Origin of the sequence: Rhizobium brockwellii (genome assembly GCF_000769405.2) — a bacterium.
Taxonomy (GTDB): domain Bacteria; phylum Pseudomonadota; class Alphaproteobacteria; order Rhizobiales; family Rhizobiaceae; genus Rhizobium; species Rhizobium brockwellii.
In genome coordinates, this window is the sequence record NZ_CP053443.1 from 41,073 (window position 1) to 63,021 (window position 21,949).

At 59.6% G+C, this 21,949-nt stretch carries 19 protein-coding genes; 8 read left to right on the plus strand and 11 right to left on the minus strand.

The genetic code is table 11. The features are described 5' to 3' along the window. Positions 1-23: 23 nt before the first annotated feature. Genes RLCC275e_RS31785 through RLCC275e_RS31800 form a run of 4 tightly spaced genes read right to left on the minus strand, consistent with a single transcriptional unit; the run spans position 24 to position 4,853 of the window. Positions 24-983, minus strand: a complete 960-nt coding sequence (locus RLCC275e_RS31785) for a lysylphosphatidylglycerol synthase transmembrane domain-containing protein (protein ID WP_033184245.1) — start codon at positions 981-983, stop codon at positions 24-26. Then, the gene (locus RLCC275e_RS31790) at positions 980-2,953 is read right to left on the minus strand and encodes an ArnT family glycosyltransferase (RefSeq protein WP_033184244.1); all 1,974 of its coding nucleotides are present in this window, start codon (positions 2,951-2,953) and stop codon (positions 980-982) included. The genes RLCC275e_RS31785 and RLCC275e_RS31790 overlap by 4 nt, the downstream gene beginning before the upstream one ends. Before the next feature lie 17 nt (positions 2,954-2,970). Then, positions 2,971-4,209 (minus strand): glycosyltransferase family 2 protein, encoded by a 1,239-nt coding sequence (locus RLCC275e_RS31795; protein ID WP_017992518.1) that lies wholly within the window; start codon positions 4,207-4,209, stop codon positions 2,971-2,973. A 17-nt stretch (positions 4,210-4,226) separates the two neighbouring features. Further along, complete coding sequence (locus RLCC275e_RS31800; RefSeq protein ID WP_033184243.1) at positions 4,227-4,853, minus strand: SIS domain-containing protein; 627 nt, start codon at positions 4,851-4,853, stop codon at positions 4,227-4,229. Between the two features lie 283 nt (positions 4,854-5,136). Here RLCC275e_RS31800 and RLCC275e_RS31805 point away from each other — a divergent pair, with 283 nt between their 5' ends. Both RLCC275e_RS31805 and RLCC275e_RS31810 read left to right on the plus strand, forming a co-directional pair. Further along, the gene (locus RLCC275e_RS31805) at positions 5,137-5,388 is read left to right on the plus strand and encodes an AbrB/MazE/SpoVT family DNA-binding domain-containing protein (protein ID WP_033184242.1); all 252 of its coding nucleotides are present in this window, start codon (positions 5,137-5,139) and stop codon (positions 5,386-5,388) included. Next, on the plus strand, positions 5,385-5,783 hold the full coding sequence (locus RLCC275e_RS31810; protein WP_033184241.1) for a type II toxin-antitoxin system VapC family toxin: 399 nt from the start codon (positions 5,385-5,387) through the stop codon (positions 5,781-5,783). Before RLCC275e_RS31805 ends, RLCC275e_RS31810 begins: the two co-directional genes overlap by 4 nt. 43 nt (positions 5,784-5,826) lie before the next feature. Here RLCC275e_RS31810 and RLCC275e_RS31815 read toward each other — a convergent pair whose 3' ends face one another. From RLCC275e_RS31815 to RLCC275e_RS31835, 5 genes are all read right to left on the minus strand, one after another. Beyond that, the gene (locus tag RLCC275e_RS31815; protein ID WP_033184240.1) at positions 5,827-6,804 is read right to left on the minus strand and encodes an ABC transporter ATP-binding protein; all 978 of its coding nucleotides are present in this window, start codon (positions 6,802-6,804) and stop codon (positions 5,827-5,829) included. A 4-nt stretch (positions 6,805-6,808) separates the two neighbouring features. Beyond that, positions 6,809-7,636, minus strand: a complete 828-nt coding sequence (locus RLCC275e_RS31820) for a carbohydrate ABC transporter permease (RefSeq protein ID WP_033184239.1) — start codon at positions 7,634-7,636, stop codon at positions 6,809-6,811. Then, complete coding sequence (locus RLCC275e_RS31825; protein ID WP_033184238.1) at positions 7,633-8,511, minus strand: carbohydrate ABC transporter permease; 879 nt, start codon at positions 8,509-8,511, stop codon at positions 7,633-7,635. The genes RLCC275e_RS31820 and RLCC275e_RS31825 overlap by 4 nt, the downstream gene beginning before the upstream one ends. Positions 8,512-8,577: 66 nt before the next feature. After that, positions 8,578-9,861: an ABC transporter substrate-binding protein gene (locus RLCC275e_RS31830; RefSeq protein ID WP_033184237.1), complete on the minus strand. Its 1,284-nt coding sequence runs from the start codon at positions 9,859-9,861 to the stop codon at positions 8,578-8,580. A 37-nt stretch (positions 9,862-9,898) separates the two neighbouring features. Then, a complete protein-coding gene (locus tag RLCC275e_RS31835; RefSeq protein WP_033184236.1) occupies positions 9,899-12,220 on the minus strand; it encodes an alpha-L-rhamnosidase in 2,322 nt (773 codons plus the stop codon). Between the two features lie 140 nt (positions 12,221-12,360). On the opposite strand from RLCC275e_RS31835, the gene RLCC275e_RS31840 reads away from it, so the two are divergent. Continuing rightward, positions 12,361-13,419 (plus strand): LacI family DNA-binding transcriptional regulator, encoded by a 1,059-nt coding sequence (locus tag RLCC275e_RS31840; protein WP_033184337.1) that lies wholly within the window; start codon positions 12,361-12,363, stop codon positions 13,417-13,419. A 42-nt stretch (positions 13,420-13,461) separates the two neighbouring features. Here RLCC275e_RS31840 and RLCC275e_RS31845 read toward each other — a convergent pair whose 3' ends face one another. Beyond that, a complete protein-coding gene (locus tag RLCC275e_RS31845; RefSeq protein ID WP_033184235.1) occupies positions 13,462-14,478 on the minus strand; it encodes a LacI family DNA-binding transcriptional regulator in 1,017 nt (338 codons plus the stop codon). 179 nt (positions 14,479-14,657) lie between these two features. On the opposite strand from RLCC275e_RS31845, the gene RLCC275e_RS31850 reads away from it, so the two are divergent. From RLCC275e_RS31850 to RLCC275e_RS31870, 5 genes are all read left to right on the plus strand, one after another. Then, the gene (locus RLCC275e_RS31850) at positions 14,658-15,905 is read left to right on the plus strand and encodes an ABC transporter substrate-binding protein (protein ID WP_033184234.1); all 1,248 of its coding nucleotides are present in this window, start codon (positions 14,658-14,660) and stop codon (positions 15,903-15,905) included. A gap of 82 nt (positions 15,906-15,987) precedes the next feature. Then, positions 15,988-16,911: a carbohydrate ABC transporter permease gene (locus RLCC275e_RS31855; RefSeq protein WP_033184233.1), complete on the plus strand. Its 924-nt coding sequence runs from the start codon at positions 15,988-15,990 to the stop codon at positions 16,909-16,911. Beyond that, positions 16,911-17,780, plus strand: a complete 870-nt coding sequence (locus RLCC275e_RS31860) for a carbohydrate ABC transporter permease (RefSeq protein WP_033184232.1) — start codon at positions 16,911-16,913, stop codon at positions 17,778-17,780. The genes RLCC275e_RS31855 and RLCC275e_RS31860 overlap by 1 nt, the downstream gene beginning before the upstream one ends. Positions 17,781-17,807: 27 nt before the next feature. Beyond that, positions 17,808-19,751, plus strand: coding sequence for a glycoside hydrolase family 127 protein (locus RLCC275e_RS31865; RefSeq protein ID WP_033184231.1), 1,944 nt, complete (start codon positions 17,808-17,810; stop codon positions 19,749-19,751). A gap of 9 nt (positions 19,752-19,760) precedes the next feature. Continuing rightward, a complete protein-coding gene (locus tag RLCC275e_RS31870) occupies positions 19,761-20,861 on the plus strand; it encodes an ABC transporter ATP-binding protein (RefSeq protein ID WP_033184230.1) in 1,101 nt (366 codons plus the stop codon). A gap of 51 nt (positions 20,862-20,912) precedes the next feature. Here the strand turns inward: RLCC275e_RS31870 and RLCC275e_RS31875 are convergent, their stop codons facing one another. Continuing rightward, positions 20,913-21,824, minus strand: a complete 912-nt coding sequence (locus tag RLCC275e_RS31875; protein WP_017958343.1) for a dihydrodipicolinate synthase family protein — start codon at positions 21,822-21,824, stop codon at positions 20,913-20,915. Between the last annotated feature and the right edge of the window lie 125 nt (positions 21,825-21,949).

The following is a 21,949-nucleotide window of genomic DNA, read 5'->3' on the forward strand; positions in this document are numbered from 1 at the left end:
TCCATATGATCTGTTAAGGCTCATCAGAGCGCTTTGATCTTTCCCGAATGAGGGCGCGAAAGGACGAATACACCACCGGCTAACCCGACCACAAGCTGCAGCAGGCCGAAAACCACCGATAGCGTTGCCGCGTCCGTCGTGCCTATGCCGAACACGGCAAGTGAAATGATCATGCCGCCTTCCCGGAGTCCCCATCCTCCAACAGAAATGGGAACCATCGCGATCAAGAGCACCGGCGGGAAAGCGGCTGCGGCCTGACCCCAATCGAGCGGGAGGCCAAGGCCGAGAACGAGGATCTCAAGCGAAACGACGCTCAACCCGTGAATGGCGAGGGTCAATAGAAAGACGCCGACCATTCTTTGGTGGGTGATCACAGCCCGCAACGCGTCGGTCAACGCGTGCAGCTTTGCCGGAAAGAACCGGACGAATAAGTGGCGGCGCCAACTGAACACCAGGGCTGATGCGATAGATCCCGCAACGCCAAGCGCCGTGAGTTCTGTCAGATAGGGGATGGGAAAGTCGTGCCCGTAAACAGCGCGCAGGATGATCAGTCCGATCAGCGCAACGACCGCCAGTCCGAAAAGGGTAAGGATGCGGTCCATGACGACGCCCAGTGTGGCTTCTCCGATCGTCAGGCCATATTTGACGGCGCCAAATATGCGAGCGGCATCGCCTGGAATGGGACTTGGAAGAGCTTGATTGTAAAACAGGCTTTGCATGAAGAGTTTCATCGCGCCTGAGATCTTCAGCCTTTGCCCTATCATGTCCGATAGAAGGCACCACCGCCACGCCGAAAGCAGGGCCTGCAAGAGCAGAAGAAGGATGCTGACCGAAATGGTCGCCGCCGACAGGGCCTGAATCGCAGCCCACCCTTCGGAAAAATCTACCTTGCGCGCGATCCATATGACGAGGCCAAGCGCGACGGCCACTTTCAGAACCGGTATGCCGATGCGAAGCAACGCTGGGGAGGACGCAGTCGTCACGGTGCCCGATCCGCGTCAAAACGGTAGAGCTTCCAGCCGAAACGATCCGTCAATATCACAGAAGAGCGGGGCATCATGTGCGCTACGACGCTGTGGGCCATCACCATTTTATCTTCTCCAAGGCGTTCGGCGAGGAACGCGCTACCGGCGTCAGGGGTGACGATGAAGTAGCCTATATGATTGTCCCTGATGAAAACGTCGATATCCGAACCCGGTGCAGGCAGCACGTAGCGCGGCAATTGCCAACCGCCATCGCGGCCATCGTTGTAAGCCGTGGACAATAATGTGTTGGAGTTATGGAAAGGTTGGAAAACGGTTCGCAGGTCGTGGTCCGCGATGTAGCGGTACATGAAATAGGCTTTGCGATGGCTCTCCAGATATTCATCGACACTTATCATCCCAAGCACGACGTCGAACGGCTTCATCTCGGCGGGATCCATGTCGGCACCGCTGCCCACTCGATACCAGTGGAAAATCCAGAGCCCGCTGGCCAGCAAGGCGACGACCACCGGACTGGCGACCAAGCAGGCGCGCGAGGAGACAATTTTCGCAATCGGAACTATCTGCGGCATGATACGCCGGTCGAGCCAGCTGTCCATCCGTTCACGAACCAGGGAGGCGCCGATAAAACCGGTCGAAAAGAAAAGCAGATAGGCTGGGGTTGCCCACCTGATGTGATTGAACATGGCAGCATACCATATCACAAACATCGCAGCGACAACCATCGCGAGAAATGCGATGCGCCGAAAAGCCGCTGCCAGACCGGCCAGTATCAGACCAAGAGCAAGAATAGCATTCGGCTTGCGAGCCAGGAACCAATCGTAAAGGACATAGAGGAAGTCGTGCCAGCCTTGCATGCTCGCCAGGTTCGTCACGAAATGTCGGTTGGCGGGATCAAAGGCCCGGCCTAGTTCGAGCATATAATCGATCATCCACTCATCAGTCAGGCCCGGATGACCGAACAAGAAGGGATAGATCGGATTGCCGAGAATGATCAGGTTCTTCGCATACCAATAGCTCGCGACTGCGAGGAATGCGCAGAGGCAAGAGATGAAGAGCGGCAACGATATTCTTCCCTTGAGAAGCGTCGGTATCAATACCAGCCCTACCAGGCCAAGCATTTGAAGTTCCGTGTACTTTCCTCCGACCGCTCCCCCTAGCACCAGAGCGCAATGAAAAAGCTCCGCCGGACGGCCGGTCTCGAAATAACGCCACAGGAAAAGCATCGCCGCTACCGAGAAACACGACCGGGCCAAATCCGTCATTGGCTCGCCGATATTCCCTGTGAAGAAGGGACTGGTGAGGATCAGAGCGACCACCAGAAAAAACCCGCATGCTCGCCAACGGCTGGCACAGCTTGAAAGCAAAAACAAAAATCCAAAAAAAATTGCGATATTCATCGTCGCCGCGCCGGTCCAGTGACCGCTGACCATGATGACGAGCGCAAACAGCAGATTGAAGAATAGTGGAATATTGCCGTAGAAGGGATGGTCGATCTGCGGCGACACAAAGCCGGCGTGCTCGATGATGCTGTTTGCGAGCGGGATGTGGAAAACCCACACGTCGTCGACGCTTGATGGAAATAGGGCCAGTATGCTCCACACATAGCAAAGGACGATGCATGTGAGTACAGCAAGCACCGGAAACGGGTTTCCGGTTTTCGCTTCAGCGGCGACTTTTCGAAACAGTGAACCCAGGTCGCAAAGAACGGCGACAAGATCGCGCCGCCGCCAGATCATCGAGACAGCCACGATAGGAAGAACGATTTCCCATCCTAATCCGTGAACTGCGCCAAGGACGGTAGCCGCACCGCCTGATATCGCCAGAGCCGGCAAAATGCCGCTGAACAAAAAGTCGATGCCGTCTCGAAAGGGCCGATCGCAACCTCGATTGAGCCAAACGACGATCCCTCGATCGATCACCAGGCCCCATAAGATTATAAAAGAAACCGCCCACCAGCCTGCGATCATCACCGCTCCCGTGGCTCCTATCCCGCGAGAGGGGGCGCAGGCTTCTTGACGGGCAGCATGACCCCAAGCGCCCGGATCATGAGCCCTGAAATAAAGATCTGGAACGCTGTCGTGATAAGCCAGAGCCCGAAGACGGCCCAGTTCGTTTCGACGCCAATCTCCGGCAGCAAGTATCCATTCCCGACATAGGAATCAAAGAGCGGAAACGCCAACAAAACGCCTGCAAGTACGGCCACGACCGTTCCCCAGATCGTTGCATTATAAGGCAGAAGCCGCTCGAAACGAGGCTGCACGCGTCCCGAATAGTCGAAGATAACCCGACCGATCGCGGCCGAAACCAGCATTGATTGACCAAGGACGGCCAAGGCCATGGCAAAAAGCATGGCATTGGACGAGAAGCGCACACCGGCAATGGACATAGGTCCAGCGAGCAATGGCAGCATGATGATCAAGCCTAGAGCCAGAAGCAAGAAGCCCGGCCAGATGAGAAAGAAATCAAACCCGTAGACAAACATCGCCTGAAGATTACGCCAGCCAGCGCGCCACGGCTCCATCCAACCCCGCCGCTTCATGTGGCTGAGCCGTCCATCCGGATCTTTCAGGAAGTGGATCGGCACTTCGGTGGTCGGAAGCTCCATGTGCACGGACTTCAGCACCATTTCCGACGCATATTCCCATCCTTGCGACCGAAGATCCATGCGCAGCAATGCATCGACACTGATGCCCCGCATGCCGCAATGGATGTCGGAAAAGCGGCTGGCGAACATCCGATTGAGAATCCACGTCGTCAGTGGCGTTCCGAAATAGCGATGCAGCGGCGGCATTGCATTGTCTTCGATCGAGCCCTTGAACCGCGAGCCCATCACGAAGTCGGCGCCCTTCCGGAAGGCCTCGATAAACGGCGCAATCTGGCGAAAATCATAGGTGCAGTCCGCATCGCCCATGATGATGAACTTACCACGGACGAATGGAATGGCATCGATATAAGCCCTGCCCAGACCGCGCTTCGGTGTCCGCAAGACTCGGGCGCCCCTGTCGCGAGCGATTTCGGGTGTGCGATCGGTCGAACTGTCGACGATCAGTATCTCCACCGCTGCCCCGCTTGCTGCAATACCCTCGCGGCACCAGTCGACGAAGGTTCCGATCGTCAATTCCTCGTTAAGAGACGGGACGAGGATGGTCACTTCAGGGTCGGTGACATCATCGTCGGGGGTGAGGAGCGTCAATTCCGGATCGTGAATGCTGGGGAAATTCATGCGCGTAAAACGGCTCGTTAGGAAAGAGTAGGCGGGACAAGCCCGCAGGAGAAATCCAATACGGCATGGCAAATCGCCAGATGCGCGATCTCCACATAGCCATATTGATCGGAGGCCACATAAAAGTTCAGGTCACCGAGATCACGCAGGGGATTGCCCGGCGCGAAGCCGCTCAAAGTCATGATGGCGCAACCTTTTTCCCGGGCCATGCGGACGGCCTTGGTAATGCTTTCCGATCTTCCCGAACTGCTGATTGCCACCAGCAGGTCACCTTCGTTCGCATGCATGCCGATCTGCGTCGAGAACACATTCTCATATCCGAGATCGTTCGAGAGGCATGTCAGCGTCGCGCCGTCGTTCATCGCCATGGCGCGCAGCCCGCCGTTTTTGGAATAGTCCGTCGCCATGTGGCTAGCGATTGCCGCGCTGCCGCCGTTGCCAATGAACATGATCTTCCGTCCCGCATCGTGCGTGGCGCGAGCCAGTTGCATGGACTCTGTCACCGCTGCTGCATAGTCCAGGCTCTCACCGGCTGCCCGCGTAGCGGTTGCACTCACAAGAACATGGCGGAGAAATGTGAAGTAGCGATCCAGGTCGCCGGCTGTTACGCCAAGCCCCGAAGATCTGTTGTCGTTCTGTGACATCCTCGTTCAGTCCCTACGCCTTGGAAATTGGGGCGTCCTTAAAGATTAAATGGGGCAAAGGCAAGTTGCCCGCCCCCTCTTTTGAGGGTTGTCGCCGAGTGTCACGGCTTTGCAACTAAAGGTCTTCCGTACCGTGAGGCTCGGCGGGCACGCCGCTCATTCTTCGGTTGGAGCGATCCACGTACCAACAAGGCAGGTGGAGGCAAAAGTCCGTATCACTCGAACCTTGAATGTAAGGAAAAATTCCATTACTTTTGTATTGGTTTACGATAGGAGATTTTCCATGGCTTCCCTTGCCGTCACAATGAAAGGGCAAATCACGCTGAGACGGGATTTGCTAACGCACCTTGGGGTCAAACCGGGGGAGCGGATCGAATTCGACAAGTTGCCCGGGGGCGAGCTGCGGGTAAAGGCCGCTCGTCCAACGGGGGCAATCGACGATTTTATCGGTCGGCATGCCGGCAAGATGAAAAAGCCGTTGACCATCGAAGAGATGAACGAAATCGCGGCTTCGGGCTGGGCCGGCGAGGAATGAAAGTTTCAGTCGATACCAACGTTCTTGCTCGAGCAGTCCTGCAGGATGATGCTGAGCAGGGAAGGGCAGCGGCAAAGCTCCTCAAGGAAGCATCGCTGATCGCGATTTCCCTGCCGAGCTTATGTGAACTGGTCTGGATACTGCGTCGCGGAGCCAGGCTATCAAAGGAAGATGTTTCACAGACGATCCACGACCTGCTCAACGCGGGCAATGTGGCGATGAACCGTCCCGCGGTCGAAGCAGGACTGGCCATGCTGGAGGCCGGTGGCGATTTCGCAGATGGCGTGATTGCGCATGAAGGAGCATGGCTTGGCGGCGAGAGCTTCGTATCTTTCGACAAGCAGGCGGTCGAACTGGTAATCCGCCAAGGCCAACCCGCGCGTCTTCTCGCCTGAAATTCCGCAGGCTCATGAGCGAGGCGGCGGGCGGGCGTTAGCTTCAGAACCGATGTTCCGCTCCTTCGACCGGATTTGCCCAGACCGTCATGCCAGGCGTAAACGGCGTCTCGCCATCGGCGCGCACGACCATCTCGCCGAGTTCGGGGACGTCGAGGTAGAGGATCGCGTCGGCGCCAAGCCGCTCCACATGCCGGATCCCGCCCTGCCATTGCCCTGCACCTTCCGAAAGCCTGATATGTTCCGGGCGAATGCCGTAGGTCGTGCAGTTCATTCGCCGCGCGGTCTCGCCGCCATAGAGGTTCATCTTCGGGCTGCCGATGAATCCGGCGACGAAGGGTGTCGCGGGATTGCGGTAGAGCTCCATCGGACTGCCGATCTGTTCGACCGCGCCGCCGTTCAGGACGACGATCTTGTCCGCCATCGTCATGGCTTCGACCTGGTCGTGGGTGACATAGATCATCGTCGATTTCAGGCGGGCGTGGAGATCGGCGATCTCAAGGCGCATCTGGGCGCGGAGCGAAGCGTCGAGATTGGAGAGCGGCTCGTCGAACAGGAAGACCTTGGGATCGCGGATGATCGCGCGGCCGATGGCGACACGCTGCCTTTGGCCGCCGGAGAGTGCTTTCGGCTTTCTCTCCAGCAACTGGGTGAGCTGCAGCGTTTCGGCCGTCGCCGCGACCTTGGCGGCGATTTCCGCCTTCGGGCGGCGGGCGAGTGAAAGGCCGAAGCCGATATTCTCGGCAACGGTCATATGCGGGTAGAGCGCGTAGCTCTGGAACACCATGGCAATGCCGCGCTCGGAGGGTTCGGCATAGGTCACGTCCTTGCCGCCGATGGTCAGCGTGCCTGAGGTCGTTTCTTCCAGGCCGGCGATGATGCGCAGCAGCGTCGATTTTCCGCATCCAGACGGGCCGACGAAAACGACGAACTCGCCGGAGGCAACCTCCAGATCGATCCCCTTGATGACTTCAAGGGCGCCAAAGCTCTTGCGAACTTGCTTGAGAGTGAGCTCAGCCATTCGGTTACCCTTTTACGGCGCCGGCCGTCATGCCGGCGACGATCTGCCGGTTGAAAAAGATGAAGACGACCAGCGGCGGGATCGTCACGAGGAGGATATTCATGAAGAGGAGATTGTACTGGCTCGTATACATGCTCTGGAAATTATAGAGCGTCAGCTGCACGGTCACATTCTCCTTGCCGGGAAGGTAGTAGAGCGGGTTGGTGAAATCGTTGAAGATCGCAATGGATTGGACGACGATGTTGGTGACGGTCACCGGCTTCAGCAGCGGCAAGATCACTCTGAAGAAGATCTGTCGGGGTTTGGCGCCGTCGATCAGCGCCGCCTCGTCGAGGTCGCGTGGTATGGTCGAGATGAACGACCGGTAGAGCAAGGTCGAGAAAGAGAGATTATAGGCGACCTGGATCAGGATCATCCCGGTCATGGTCTTGAAGAGACCGATCTCCTGCAAGAGGCCGATGGTGGGCACGACGGCTGGCGGCATCATCAGACCCATGAACAGGGCAATGGAGGCCACCCTGTTCCAGACGGTCTTGCGGCGCTGCATCACATATCCGACCATTGCCGACAGCAGGATCAGGATCGTGACGGAGGCCACGGTGATCAGCGTGGAGTTGAAATAGGCGAGCGCGAGCTGGTAGTCGCGCGCCTTGAAGACGGCGATCAGATTATCCCAGAACAGCCAATGCTCGGGCAATTCGAAATCGAGGCGAGACGCTTCGGATTTCGATTTGACCGCCTGGAGAGCGACGAAAACGAAGGGCATGACGAAGATGACGGCCGCCACCGCAAGGGCTATCGCGCCGGTCACGTAAGGGCGGACGCTTCTCATTCCTCGACCTCGCGCCGGTTGAACCACAGGGTGAATGGCAGGATGATTACGGCGATCAGCGCAAACAGGATGACGTTTCCGGCCGTCGACAGGCCGTAGAAACCCGCCTGGTACTGCTTATAGATGACCGAGGCGACCACATCGGAGGAGAAACCAGGCCCGCCGCGGGTCATGGCCCATATCAGATCGAAGGATCGAAGCCCGCCGATCAGCGACAATGTCACCACGATGACAGTGGCGGGACGTACGAGCGGCAGGGTGATCCGGAAAAATTGCTGGAGACGCGTGGCGCCGTCAATCCGCGCGGCCTCATAATAATCGGGGCTGATCGCGGCAAGCCCGGCGATGAAGATCAAGGTGGCGAGGCCGACACCCTTCCAGACATCGACCAAAGCCACCGAAAAAAGCGCCAGCGCCGGATTGGTGAGCCATCCCGGGCCGGGAATGCCGAGCGTCTCGAGCGTGACATTGATGATGCCCTTGGTCGGATGCATCATTACCGTGAAGGTGATGCCGATGCCGATTGTCGAGACCAGGACGGGAAAGAAGACCAGCGTGCGCAGGAAGCCGCGGGCAAAGATATTGCTGGTCAGGAGTACGGCAAGCAGCAGCCCGCAGACCGTCTTCAGGCCGGATGTCGTCACGGCATAGATCAGCGTGTTGACCAGTCCCTTGACCAGGAAGGGTTCGGAAAAGAACTGCCGAAAGTTTTCGAGCCCGATGAATTCGGCGGTCGAAAGATCCCAGCGTGTGAGGCTGAACCAGAGAGAGGATACGGTGGGAACCAGAAACAGCACGCCGTAGATGATTGCGGCTGGAATGAAAAACCACAGCGGGTAGGGCGATTTGCGCGAGCGGGGGCGTGTCTCGGTCATGACTACCTCTTCTATCGGGTGGAACCTCGCTCCATCGGGAGCGAGGTTAATTGACCCGAAAGGCCGCTACCAGTTGGGCAGGCCGAGCTGCTTGGCCTGCTTGCGCACATCGTCGTCATAGAGCTTTGCCGCGTCGGCCGGCTGGCGAATACCGGAGCCGACTTCGACGGTGATCTGCTCGAGAGCCGGCCCCTTGACCGGCGAAACAAATTCCAGCGCCGGGGTCGTCTTGTCCTTGGCCTCGAAATAGGGGAGCATGTCCTTCACCGCAGGCGGTACGTCGGCAGGCAGACCGCAGCCGTCGATCAAGGGAGGCCCTTGCACGGTGTTGGTTTCCACCATGATTTTGCAGCCTTCGACGCTTCCTGCGAAATCCACGAATTTCTTCGCTTCCTCTGCGTGCTGACTGGTAAGCGGAATGTAGAGGGCGGGCGGCATCCAGACCGTCAGGCCATTCGTCGCCGCGTCGTCGCTCGGCTGCGCGAAGAAACCGACATCTGCGAGGTTCTCGGGATAATTCTGCTTGAGCGCGCCGATTGCGAAGCTCAGCATTGGATAATGCGCTGCCTCGCCCGTTGCCACCATTCTGAGGCCATCGTCATAGCTTGCCGCGCCGAAATCCTCGTTCATCAGGCCAGCGTCGTGAACGTCCTTCAGCCGTTCGAAGCCTTTCATGGCCGCCGGCGTCTCTGCGTATTTCGCCTTGTTGGCAGTGTAGTCGGCGGCGAAGTTCGGCACGGCGGCATGGAGGTTGTAATAGTCCGCCAGAACGAATAACTGCGAGGTCCAGGTATCGCGATAGGTCTGCGCCACGGCGACCTTTCCTGATGCCTTGACCTTCGCGTTGTTTGCCATGAAGTCCGCCCATGTCTTCGGGACGGAGAGGCCGAGGTCCTGGTAGATTTTCCTGTTGTAGAGGATGCCGCCCGCCATCGCCGTGCCGAAGGGAACGCCATAGATCTTGCCATCGGCGCGGACGACCGATTTGAAGCCTTCGTCGACCTTCGCCTGCGACGCAAGACCGCTCAGATCGACAAGCGTCTGCGCGGGTTTCAGCGCCTGGAGCAGCGAGCCGGAATTGTAGAGAAACACATCGGACATCTCCCCCGTCGCCAGGCGCGTCTTGATGATGTTGTCGCCTTCGCCGCCACCGGCCCGCGGCTCGATTTCGATGGTCACGTCAGGCGCCTTTGCCTGATAGGCGGCAACCAGTGCCTCGGCTGCCGCGACGGTGTCCGGGTTGTTGTCGATCAGGAATGACAGCGTGGTGTCTGCATGCGACGGGCCAGCCGCGATCAGTGCAAAAAGCGCGGACGCGCCCGCAAGAATGAGTTTTATCCGATGTGTCATGACGTTCCTCCTCTGAACGGTGTGACGTGTATGCTCCTCAAGAATTGGGTAGGGAAAAGACCAGCTGGTGCGTCCCGGAGGGAAGAATGGCTTCCTCGACGACAGGCTCTCCGTTGAGCGACGGGTTTTGATGCCGTTTTCCGGGCCGGAACCGGCCGATGCAGCCTGCCGGAAGCGTCAGCACATAGGTGACCTTGTTGCCGTCGCAATGCCAGCCAGCGTCGATGCGTCCCTGGCTGATATCATGATAGGCCGAAACTGGCGAAAGGGACGGAATAGGCGCCGGATCAACAATCACCTCGGCAAATCCGGGCGCGCCCGGGCTCGGCGAAATTCCGGCGACGCTTTCGAACAGCCACTGGCAGACAGCGCCATAGGCATAGTGGTTGTAGCTGTTCATATCAGGTTCGTAGATGGTGCCGTCAGGCGCCATGGAGTCCCAGCGCTCCCAGATCGTCGTCGCGCCTTTTGACACCTGGTAGAGCCAGCCCGGTACATCCTCCTGCAGGAAGACCTTTTCGGCCAGATCGTCCATGCCGAGCTTCGTCAGGGCCGGCAGCAGGGCGGGCGTGCCGATGAAGCCGGTGCCGATCTTATAGTCGGCATCGATGATCACCTGCCGGAAATGCTGCTGTGCGGCTTGCCTGTGCTCCGCCGGTATCAGGTCGTGGAGGAAGGCCAACGCATAGGATGTCTGGTCGTTGTGGGCAAGCCGTCCCGCCGGCGTGATGAACTCGTTGGAAAATGTCAGCCGGATCTCGTTTGCGCGCTGTTTCATCTTCTCTTCAAGGGCATGCTCGCCGAGAGTGGCTGCGATCCTTGCCAGAAGGTCGGTCGAGATGAAGTGATAGAGCGTCGCCGCGCAGTCGTCTGCGATCGTCGGGCGAGGCTTTCGATTGTCGCCGACCGGCTGCAGCCAGTCGCCGAAGGTGAAACCGCGGTCGCCCCAACGCGACGGCGGGCGAACCAGGGGACCATCCGAGATCGACCAGACAAAATCGACCCAGCGCACCATGGAATCCAGGCACTCCGCCAGAACGGCCCGGTCGCCGTAATGGGTGTAGAGTACCCAGGGGATCACGACGATCGCATCGCCCCAGCCGGTCGAGCCGGCATAGCCCGGGAAATTGGCTGGATGCAAGCGTGTCGGATCCGGTGAAAAATGTGAGACGGCGCCATCCTCGCGCTGATCGGCCATCACATCGCGCAGATACTTTCTCAGGAAGGATTGGCTGTCGCTCAGCCAGCATGCGGTTGCGGCAAAGACCTGGGCGTCGCCCGTCCAGCCGAGGCGTTCGTCGCGCTGCGGGCAATCGGTCGGCACTTCGACGAAATTGGCGCGCTGCGACCAGATGGTATTCTCGACCAGGCGATTGACCAGCGCATTGCCCGAGGTGAAACCGCCGGCAGGCTCGGCCACAGACGAGATCGGGATGGACGCGATTGCAAGGATCTTCGCATCGCCCTTGATCGTCACCCTGGCATAGCGGAAGCCGTGGAAGGTGAAGTGCGGCGCGTAAGTCTCGTCGCCGTCTCCCCGCAGCGTGTAGACGGTGTGCGCGGCGGCCGTGCGATAGTTACGATTGTCGAAGTGACGGTCGGGACCGAGAACTTCCGAATGCTCCACCCGGACTTCGGCGCCGGCAGTGCCCCGGACCGTGTATCTGATGTAGCCGCCGGCATTCTGGCCGAAATCGTATATCGTCCTGCCCTCATCGTCGGTCCAGTTTTCGACCGCGGCGAGTGGCCGCAACTCGCGCACCGCAGCAGTTTCATGCGCGACGAGCAATGCCCTGTCGAACGGCAATCTCTCGGTGCCGTGGCTCTCCAAGTAGTTTTCCTGGCGGGCATCGTAGACTTCGCCGAAATAGATCCCCGACTTCAGGATCGGCAGAACACCGCTTCGCCATGTGGTGTCGGTGGAAAGAACGGTGCCATCAGCTCCGATCAGATCCGCAATGGCGCCGATCCTGTCGCCCCAGCAATTCGGGATCGCCTGGGCGCCCCACATCAAAGGTGATCGGTACCATCCGTCGGCAAGCCAGATCTCGATGCGGTTGAGGCCCGGCTTGAGCAGGTTCGAGACATCATATCGCTGATAGGCAAGGCGATCATCGTAATTCGTCCAGCCGGGTGTCAACAGGTCGCCGCCAACGCGAACGCCGTTGATGAAGCAGCGATACAGACCAAGTGCGGAGATGAAGAGATCGACGGGGAGCCCCGAGCCATCATGCTCGAAAGTTTGGGAGACGAAGCTTGCGGCCGTTCCCTGACCGCCATCCGATAGTGGCGCGATCATATCCCCGGACCAGGTACGCGAAACGAGGTTGCCGCTGATGGCTGCCGGCTGAAAGTTCATCAAGTCCTCCCGACGATTTGTAGAACGTTCTCCATATAACGTTCTACATTTTCTTCGGAAGTGCAATAGAATTTTCGTTGCCAGTCTGCCATGGTGATTATGCGGGCGATGTCGACGACCCGCAGCAAGCCAGAGATTTCATGTCAATCGAAGAAAAACAAAAGCCGCAACGAAACGATCGCGTGACAATCCGGACCGTGGCAACTCACGCAGGCGTATCGGTTGCAGCGGTTTCCAAGGTGATGCGAAATGCCTATGGCGTCAGTGATGCGCTGCGCGCAAGGGTGACTGATTCCATCGAAGCACTCGCATATCGCCCCTCGCGGGCAGCTAGAGGGCTGCGTGGCCGGAGTTTCACCATCGGAGTGCTCCTGATCGATATTCGCAATCCTTTCCTTCCGGAGGTGATTGCCGGCGTGAACGGGGTGCTGGCGCCCTCGCACTATCAGGCGATGATCGGCGTCAGCGATGCGCGCGTGCAGCTGGAGACGTCGTTGATCGAGTCGATGATCGACTACAAGATGGACGGACTTATCCTTGTTGCGCCGCGGTTGCCCTCGGAGATCCTCGCAACGTTCGCCGTCCAGATACCGATCGTCGCGGTCGGTTACCACGATGCCAGCGCTACGGCCTTCGACACTGTCAATGCCGACGATCAGCGCGGGGCGGAGATCGCGGTGGAAGCGCTTCTTGCCTGCGGCTATCGCGACATCGAAATGCTCAGCCTTGGCGAGCGCCAGGGGCACGCGGTCTCCGTCGTCCGCCAGCGTGAGATCGGGTTTCGCCGGGCGATGCAGCGTGGCGGGCTCGGCTCCTCGCCAGCGATCGGCAAAATTCCGATTGCTTCGCCGAAGCGGGAAGAGGCGATGCGAAAGTTCCTATCGAGGAAGGACAGGCCGCGCGCCGTGTTCTGCTGGAGCGATCTCGACGCGATCACCCTTCTGAGCCTGGCTATGGAGATGGGTGTGCGTGTGCCCGAAGATCTCGCCGTCATCGGATACGACAATTCGCCGACCGCAGCACTCGGCCTCGTCAATCTCGCAAGCATCGATCAGTCGGGCAGGGAACTCGGTCAGGTCGCAACCCGGGCCCTCATTTCCAGGATAGAAGGCCGCACCGCTTCCGAGCATATTTTCCAGATACCGTCGCTGGTCAGCCGCAACAGCCTGACCCGTTCCGCCAATTCCACCGACAGATAATAGCGACGGCGGCCGGCTTGCCTGTGTTGCTTGCCGTCGTTTTCAGTCGGATTGAAGGGGGCTGCCGCAAGACTGCCGCACGACCAGGCGACACGGCAATCTGGTGATGCCGGCCGGGACCGATTCACCCTTGGAGAGGCTGAGGATTGCCAGGCCGGCGCGATGGCCCAGTTCCTTCAACTCCATGTCGATGGTGCTGAGCGGCGGGCGCGTCTGCCGTGCGACGACCTCCCAATTGTCGAACCCAACCACCGCGACATCCGTCGGAATATCCACATTGAGGTCGCGCAGCGCGTCGATGACGCCGCGGGCGATCTCGTCACTGCCGCAGAAGATGGCGTCGGGCTTTGGGCCGGGCCGGGCAAACACCGTCTGGACGGCTTCGTGACCCCATTCCTCCGACCAGTCGCCGAACATCGCTTCGGCACCGTCGCCGCAGGCGTCGAGATAGGATTGGGCGCGGATGCGAGCGGCGAGATAATCCCGCGGCCCGGTGATGTGGAGGATCCGCGATCGACCGAGCTCTTTCAGGTGGTCGACGGCGAGGCGGGCGCCCTGTTCGTCATCCGGAAAGAAGGTGACGCTGTCAGCCGGCCCCTCGGCAAAGACGTAGACGACGGGTATCGGCAAGCAGGACAGCTGGACTGGCGGCGTGAGGTCAAGGCGGGTCGCGGTGAATATGATGCCGTCGACCTGCCTGTCGAGCAGCGCCTCCAGGTGCAACTGGGCGAGCCTCGGATCATTGTTCGTGGCGCAAAGGAAGACGGACACGCCGTGATCGACGAGCACCTCCGATACCCCGGCCGCCATCGGCAGCGTCAGTCTGCCATAGGTGTCGTTGGTCAGCATGCCGATCGCATGGCTTCGCTTGCTTAGCAACCCACGGGCGAGTGCGTTGGGCCGAAACCCGATCTCCTCTGCCACGCGCCGGACCCGCTCGCGCGTTTCGGCATTCGTCCGGCCGGTGTCGTTCAGTGCGTTTGACGCCGTCGAAATGCTGACGCCTGCAGCCTTCGCCACGTCATAAATCGTCCGTCTTCGATCGCCCGTATTCTTCAAGTGCCGCCTCTTAGTCGATTTATGCTAAAAGCTTTTAGCAGAAAAAAATGTGCTGTTAAAAGGTTTTATCAAACACGCAGCAGATTTTTGCACACAGACTGTCGACATCAAAAAAATTCTGATCTAACGTCCATTTCGTCCGATGGCCTGAGGCCTGAACGAGAAAAAGGGGAACAAGCATGCTTCGACTCAAAACGACGATCACCGCTCTTGCACTGCTGGCAAGCTCTTCTCTCGCCGGCGCCGAAGAAATCACCCTATGGGTGCGCACGTCGTCCGGCGCCGTCCTTCAGGGACTGGCCGACAAATACAACGCATCTCACTCCGACAAGGTCAATGTCACCCAGATCACCGCGGAGCAGATGGTGCCGAAGCTGGGTGCGGCGATTGCCGGCAGCGCGGCTCCTGACGGCGCCGTGCTCGACCTGATCTATCTCCCGACCTTTGCCGCCGCGGACGGTCTCGAGGATATCTCCGACTTCGTAAAGGGCCTGCCCTATTCCTCCGCCATGAGCCCGTCCCACATCCGTCTTGCCACCTATGACGGCAAGATCTACGGCGTGCCGGCCCTGCCGGATGCCTCGATCATCGCCTATAACACCGATCTCTTCACCAAGGCCGGCCTCGACCCCAACAAGGCGCCGGCATCGATGGAGGAGGTCGCCGCCGATGCCAAGAAGATCGCCGCGCTCGGCAACGAGACCTACGGCTTCTATTTCGTGGCGAATTCGGGAAGCTGGCTGATCTACGATTTCCTGCCGCATCTGTGGGCCGCCAATGCCGACGTGCTGAGCGATGACGGCCGCAGTGCTACCGTCGATACACCGGCGCTGCGCGAGACCATCGCCGCCTATCGCGATATGTGGAAGGCCGGTGCGATCCATCCGACCTCGCGTTCCGGCAACGGCAACAATGCCGTAGAAGCCTTCGCCTCAGGCAAGGTCGGCATCCTGATGACCGGTTCCTACATCGTCAATCTGCTGACCAGCAAATATCCCGACGTGAAGTTCGCCGTTGCGCCGATCCCGGGGCCCAAGGGTGGTGCATCGAGCTTTGCCGGCGGCGACACGCTGTCCCTCATCAAGGGCATCAGCGAAGAGAAGAAGAAGGTCGCGCTCGACTTTGTCAATTTCTACATGCAGCCCGAGCAGCAGGTCTACATCACCCAGGAATCGGGCATGCCGTCGCGCACCGACCTCGCCGCGGAAGCCTATGCGAAATTCGACCCGCGCAATCTCGTTGCCTACGATATCCTCGCCAAGGCGCGCACGCCCTACACATTTTCGTCCGATGAACTCTTCGTCAGCCGCACCGGACCCTTCCTCAATCTGATCCAGGGCACGATCTTCGGCGACGACGTCGACGGAACGATCGCCAAGACGCAGGCCGACTTCACCCGCATCCTCGAACGCACCAATCCGAACTGAGCCCGATGGGCTTCGGCAGGGTATCTGTGGATACCCTGCCATCCGTTCACGTCTCGACATTCAAACGGAAGGAGGAGTTGCGGTGATATCCTCGACACTTCGCAACCGGAGGCGCGCAGTCGCAACCGGAGAACCCGAGCCGAAGGGTTGGCTTGGTCTTGCCTTCATCCTGCCGGGCTTGCTGTTCATCGTCGTGCTTTTCCTCGTGCCGCTTGTCATGACGGTCTGGATGAGCTTCTACAATTGGCCGCTTCTCGGCCGGACGAAGTTCATCGGCCTTTCCAACTATGCCGAACTGATCGGCGATACTCAGCTCTGGCATTCCCTGGGTTTTACGCTGCTCTACACGGTGCTGGTCACGGCTGCGATCTTCCTCGTGGCATTTCCTCTGGCGCTGCTCGTCGACCGGCCGCTGCGGATCGTCGGCTTTTTCCGCACGATCTATTTCATGCCTGTTGTCATCGGCTTCGGGGCGGCCTCGACATTGTGGATGTGGCTGCTCAATCCCGATAGCGGCGTCTTTGCGCAGCTGCTGAGCGGAGCGGGCATCATCGACAGCGCCCCGAGACCGCTCGAAAGTTTCTGGCCAGCACTCGGCGTCGTCATCCTGATGGTCGTCTGGAAAACAGCGGGCTTCACGATGATCATCCTCCTGACCGGCCTGCAGAGCATATCGAACGACGTCATCGAAGCCGCCAGGATCGACGGCGCCAGCGTCTGGAGCCGGTTTCGCCGCATCACCCTGCCTTTGATGAGGAACTCGGTCGTGCTGGCGCTCGTCCTCAATGTCACCTCATCGATGCTGGCCTTCGATCAGTTCTTCATCATCACCCAGGGCGGCCCTGAGAACAGCACGATCTCCGCGGTCTTCTCGATCTATCTCGCCTCGTTCTCATCCTACCGTCTCGGTTATGGCTCGGCGATCTCCTTTGCGTTGCTCGTCGTGCTGGTAGCGATCAGCGCCATCCAGTTCGTCCTGCTGCGCCAGCGGCCGGAGGAGGGTTGATGGAACGGCTCAACCACAGTCTCGCAGCGAAGCCGGCGAGCGAGCGGCTCGGTTATCTCGCTTTCGTCCTGACGGCATGCGTCTTTGCCATCTTCTTCGTGATGCCGATCGTCTGGTCCTTCGCCAATTCCTTCAAGCCCGCGGCCGCAGCACTTGCCGATCCGGCAGCGCTCTTCTCGAAAGCCTTCTCGCTTGAAAATTACCGCCGCCTCGAGCATGTCGGCGCCGGCTGGTACGTCTATGCCGGCAATTCAGTGCTGATTGCCGCCGGAACGGTGTTCCTGACGGTGCTCGTCTCGGTGCCGGCGGGATACGGTTTTTCGAAATTCCGCTTTCCCGGCCAGTCGCTGCTCTTCGTGCTGATCATGGCAACGATGATGATCCCGTTCCAGTCGATCCTGACGCCGCTTTTCCTGATCCTGAAAGTCTTCCGGCTGCAGAACAGCCTTCTCGGCCTGGTGCTGATCTACGTGACTTTCCAGCTTCCTTTTTCTGTCTTCATGATGCGCAATGCCTTCGATGCGGTGCCAAAGGCGCTGATCGAGGCGGCCCGGATAGATGGCGCGTCGCAGGCGACGATCCTGCGCCGGATCATGCTGCCGATCGCGCTTCCCGGTGTTGCCACCGTCGCGATGTTCGCCTTCCTGAACTCCTGGAACGAATTCCTTGCTGCCCTCATCTTTCTGTCCGATCAGAACAAGTTCACGCTGCCGATCATGCTGGTTAATGTTTCGTCGGGCATTTATGGCATCATCGACTGGGGCGCGCTTCAGGCCGGCATAGCCGTGACGATGGTCCCCTGCATCCTGCTTTTCCTTCTCTTGCAACGATATTACGTGCGCGGCCTGACGGCCGGCGCCGTGAAGTAACAGCGCTCGTCCCGCTCAGGAGTCCTCATGACCAGCTCACCTCGTTTTCAACCGGCACGCGCTGCGGGACGGCAGCGATACAGGCCTGCCGACCATTCCGGTGTCGTATTCGATGGCGGTTTCTGGCAGAGCTGGACGGAGACGGTCCGCAACGTCACCATCCCGACACAGCACAAGCGGCTGGAAGAGGAGGGCTTCCTCGAGGTGCTCGATTTTGACAAGCCGGCCGGGCCGCTGGTGCGCCCGATCCAGCCGAGCGGACTGTCGATGCAGCATTTCTTCGATTCGGATTTCGGCAAATGGATCGAGGCCGCAAGTTACACGCTGAAGGCTCACCCGAATGCTGCGCTCGAAACGAAGATCGATGATATCGTCGAAAAGCTCGAAAAAGGCCAGATGGCGGATGGCTACCTCAACAGCTGGTTCATTCGCCGCGAGCCGGACAGGCGCTGGACCAATCTGCGCGACCTGCACGAGATGTATTCGATGGGCCACTTGCTGGAAGGGGCCGTCGCCTATTACGAGGCGACGGGAAAGCGTCGCTTCCTCGATGTGATGGTCCGCGCAGTCGACCATATCATCGCCACCTTCGGCGCTGAGCCCGGAAAGCTCAGGGGTTACGATGCCCATGAGGAAATCGAGCTCGCGCTGGTCAAGCTCTATCGCGTGACGCGCGATCCGCGGCATCTGAAGCTTGCGACCTATTTCGTCGACGAACGTGGCCGGATGCCCTCATATTACGACGAGGAGGCTCGCAAGCGAGGCGCGAGCCCTGATGATTACGTCTACAAGACATATGCCTATAGCCAGGCCCATATGCCGGTGCGCGACCAGCACCAGGTCGTCGGACACGCGGTTCGCGCCATGTACCTGTTTTCTGCGATGGCGGATCTCTCCCATGAGAACGACGATCCGACATTGAAGGAGGCGTGCGACCGGCTTTTCGACAATCTGGTCAGCCGCCAGCTCTACGTGACCGGCGGCCTTGGCCCATCAGCATCCAATGAAGGGTTCACCCGGGAATTCGACCTGCCGAACGAGACGGCCTATGCCGAGACATGCGCAGCCGTCGCGCTCGGCTTCTGGAGCCATCGCATGGCGCAGGTCGATCTCGACAGCAAGTTCACGGACAGGCTGGAAACGGTGCTCTACAACGGTGCGCTTTCCGGCATCTCACGCGACGGTGAACATTATTTCTATGAGAACGTCCTTGAAAGTCACGGGCAGCACCGCCGGTGGAAATGGCATTACTGCCCCTGCTGCCCGACCAACATTGCCCGTTTCATCACGTCGCTCGGCCAATATTTCTATTCCACGGGTGACCATGAACTCGCCATCCATCTCTACGGCACCAATTGCGCAGATCTCACAGTCGGCGACAGCTTCGTGCGCCTGGTACAGGAGACGCAATATCCCTGGGATGGCGACATCAGCGTGCGGTTCGCCGTCGAGCGGCCAAGCCGGTTTCAGCTTCGTCTTCGCATCCCCGGATGGTGCAGGCAGGCGCAGATCTCGGTCAACGGCGTTGCTGTCGATCTCGATCAATGCGTGACGAAGGGTTATGCCGCAATATCAAGGGAATGGCGCAATGGCGACGAGGTCCGCATTGGCTTCTCCATGCCGGTCGAGCGCATCTACGCGCATCCTGCCGTATCCGAAGACGGCGGACGCGTCGCGCTGCGGCGCGGGCCTGTCGTCTATTGCATCGAGGAGACGGACCTCGGCGGCGAGCCGCAGCGGCTCCGCCTGCCGGCATTTGAGGAAATTTCTGCCCGTTACGATGCCGCGCTTCTCGGCGGAGCGACCGTCCTCGAAGGCACCGCGCTCGAAGCCGATATAGCCGATTGGCAGAATGCGCTCTATCGCATCGCGCCTCCTTCGCTGAAGGAGCGGCCTTTCACGGCGATCCCCTATCACCTCTGGGCCAATCGCGAGCCCGGAGCGATGGCGATCTGGTTGCAGGAGGTCTAGGAGAAAACCATGGCACGGCTGGAACTCAATAGCATCGTCAAATCCTATGGCATCTACGAGGCCGTGCGCGGCATCAGCCTTGACATCGAAGACAATGAATTCGTCGTTTTCGTGGGGCCGTCGGGATGTGGAAAATCGACGACATTGCGCATGATTGCGGGTCTCGAACACATCACCGGCGGTGAGATCGTGATCGGCGACCAGGTCGTCAACCGGCTCGGCCCGGGCAAACGCGATATCGCCATGGTCTTTCAGAACTACGCGCTCTATCCGCACATGACGGTGCGGGAGAATATTTCGTTCTGCCTGGAGCAGCAGAAGCTCGCCAAGAGCGAGATCGACGCGCGTATCATCAGGGCGGCGGAAACCCTGCATATCAGCGAGCTGCTCGGCCGGCGCCCGGGCCAGCTTTCGGGCGGCCAGCGCCAGCGCGTCGCGATGGGACGCGCGATCGTGCGGAACCCGAAAGTCTTTCTCTTCGACGAGCCGTTGTCCAACCTCGATGCCAAGCTTCGCGTACAGATGCGCACGGAGATCAAGCGGCTGCACCAGCTGTTGCCAACGACGACCGTCTACGTCACGCACGACCAGGTCGAGGCGATGACCATGGCGGATCGTGTGGTGGTGATGAATGGTGGCATCATCGAACAGGCGGGGCCGCCACAAGCACTCTATCATCGGCCCGTCAGCCAGTTCGTCGCCGGCTTCATCGGCTCACCGTCGATGAACTTCCTGTCCGCGACGCTGCTATCAGGAGAGAAGGGTCTCGTCGTCAAGCTGACCGACGGCAGCGAGCTTCCAGTGCCGGAGAAGCGCGCCGGCGACTATGCCAGCCATGCCGGTAAATCAGTCGTGTTCGGGATCAGGCCGGAATCGATCACCGACCGCCAGGCCCGTCCTGGTTATGCCGACATCGAAGCGAAGATCGATCTTGTGGAACCACTCGGGCCGGAGACCATGGTTTATTTCGGCATCGGCGAGGCAAGCCTTTGCGCCTGCATCGATCCCGAGAGCGGGCCGAGGCCGATGTCGACGATGCCGCTCTCGTTCAACATGAACCAGATGCATCTGTTCGATCCGGCGAGCGGCCGGTCGCTGGCGCTTGCCTGAACCGCAAACACGCAAAAGGCCGGCAACCGCGGGGTCGCCGGCCTCGTTGTATCAGGCGGCCTGGCGGATCTTCGAAGGACGCGTGGCGGCGGCCTTCTCGACCATCGCTGTGACTTCGGCGCGGCGGGCGCCCGAAAGCGGCAGGCGCGGCATGCGAACGCGTTCTGAGCCGCGGCCCATGATCTGCTCGGCGAGCTTGATCGACTGCACGAGGTCGTGCTCGGCATCGAGATGCAGCAGCGGCATGAACCAGCGATAGATCTTGCGGGCTTCTTCCCAGTCGCCGCGTTCGGCGGCGGCAACGAGTTGCACGGATTCCTGCGGGAAGGCGCTGGTCAGGCCGGAGACCCAGCCCTTGGCGCCGAGCATTAGGCCTTCAAGCGCCACATCGTCGAGACCTGCGAAGATATCGAAACGATCGCCGAATTCATTGATGAGATCGGTGAAGCGGCGCGGATCCGGCGCACTTTCCTTGACCGCCTTGATGTTCGGCACGTCGGCAAGCACCTTCAGCACATCGGCGCCGATATTGACGCGGTAGGCCGGCGGGTTGTTGTAGAGCATGATCGGTAGCGAGGTCGCTTCGGCGACGGTGCGGAAATGTGCAATCAGCTCTTCGGGCTTCGGCACATAAACCATGGCCGGCAGCAGCATCAGTCCGTCGGCGCCGAGTTTTTCGGCGTCGCGTGCATAGGCGACGGCACGGCGCGTGTCGAATTCGGACACGCCGGTGACCACGGGAACACGGCCGTTGACGACCTCGACGGCCGCTTTCAGGATCGTGCGCTTCTCCTCGGGGTCTAGCGAATTGTTTTCGCCGCATGTGCCCATGACGATCAGTCCGTTGACGCCATCGTTTACAAGCGCGTCCTGGACGCGCTGGGTCGAGGGCAAATCAACGGAAAGATCTTCGTTGAACTGTGTCGTTACGGCGGGAAATACGCCCTTCCATCCTGTGGTCATTGATCAAGCCTCGTTGAAACTGGTTGAGTTATATACAAACTGTCGACAAGATTCAATGATGTGAGCTTACAAATTTGAGGCCCCCGAAGACCGACATTGCGAGAATCGGCCGAAACGAAATACAA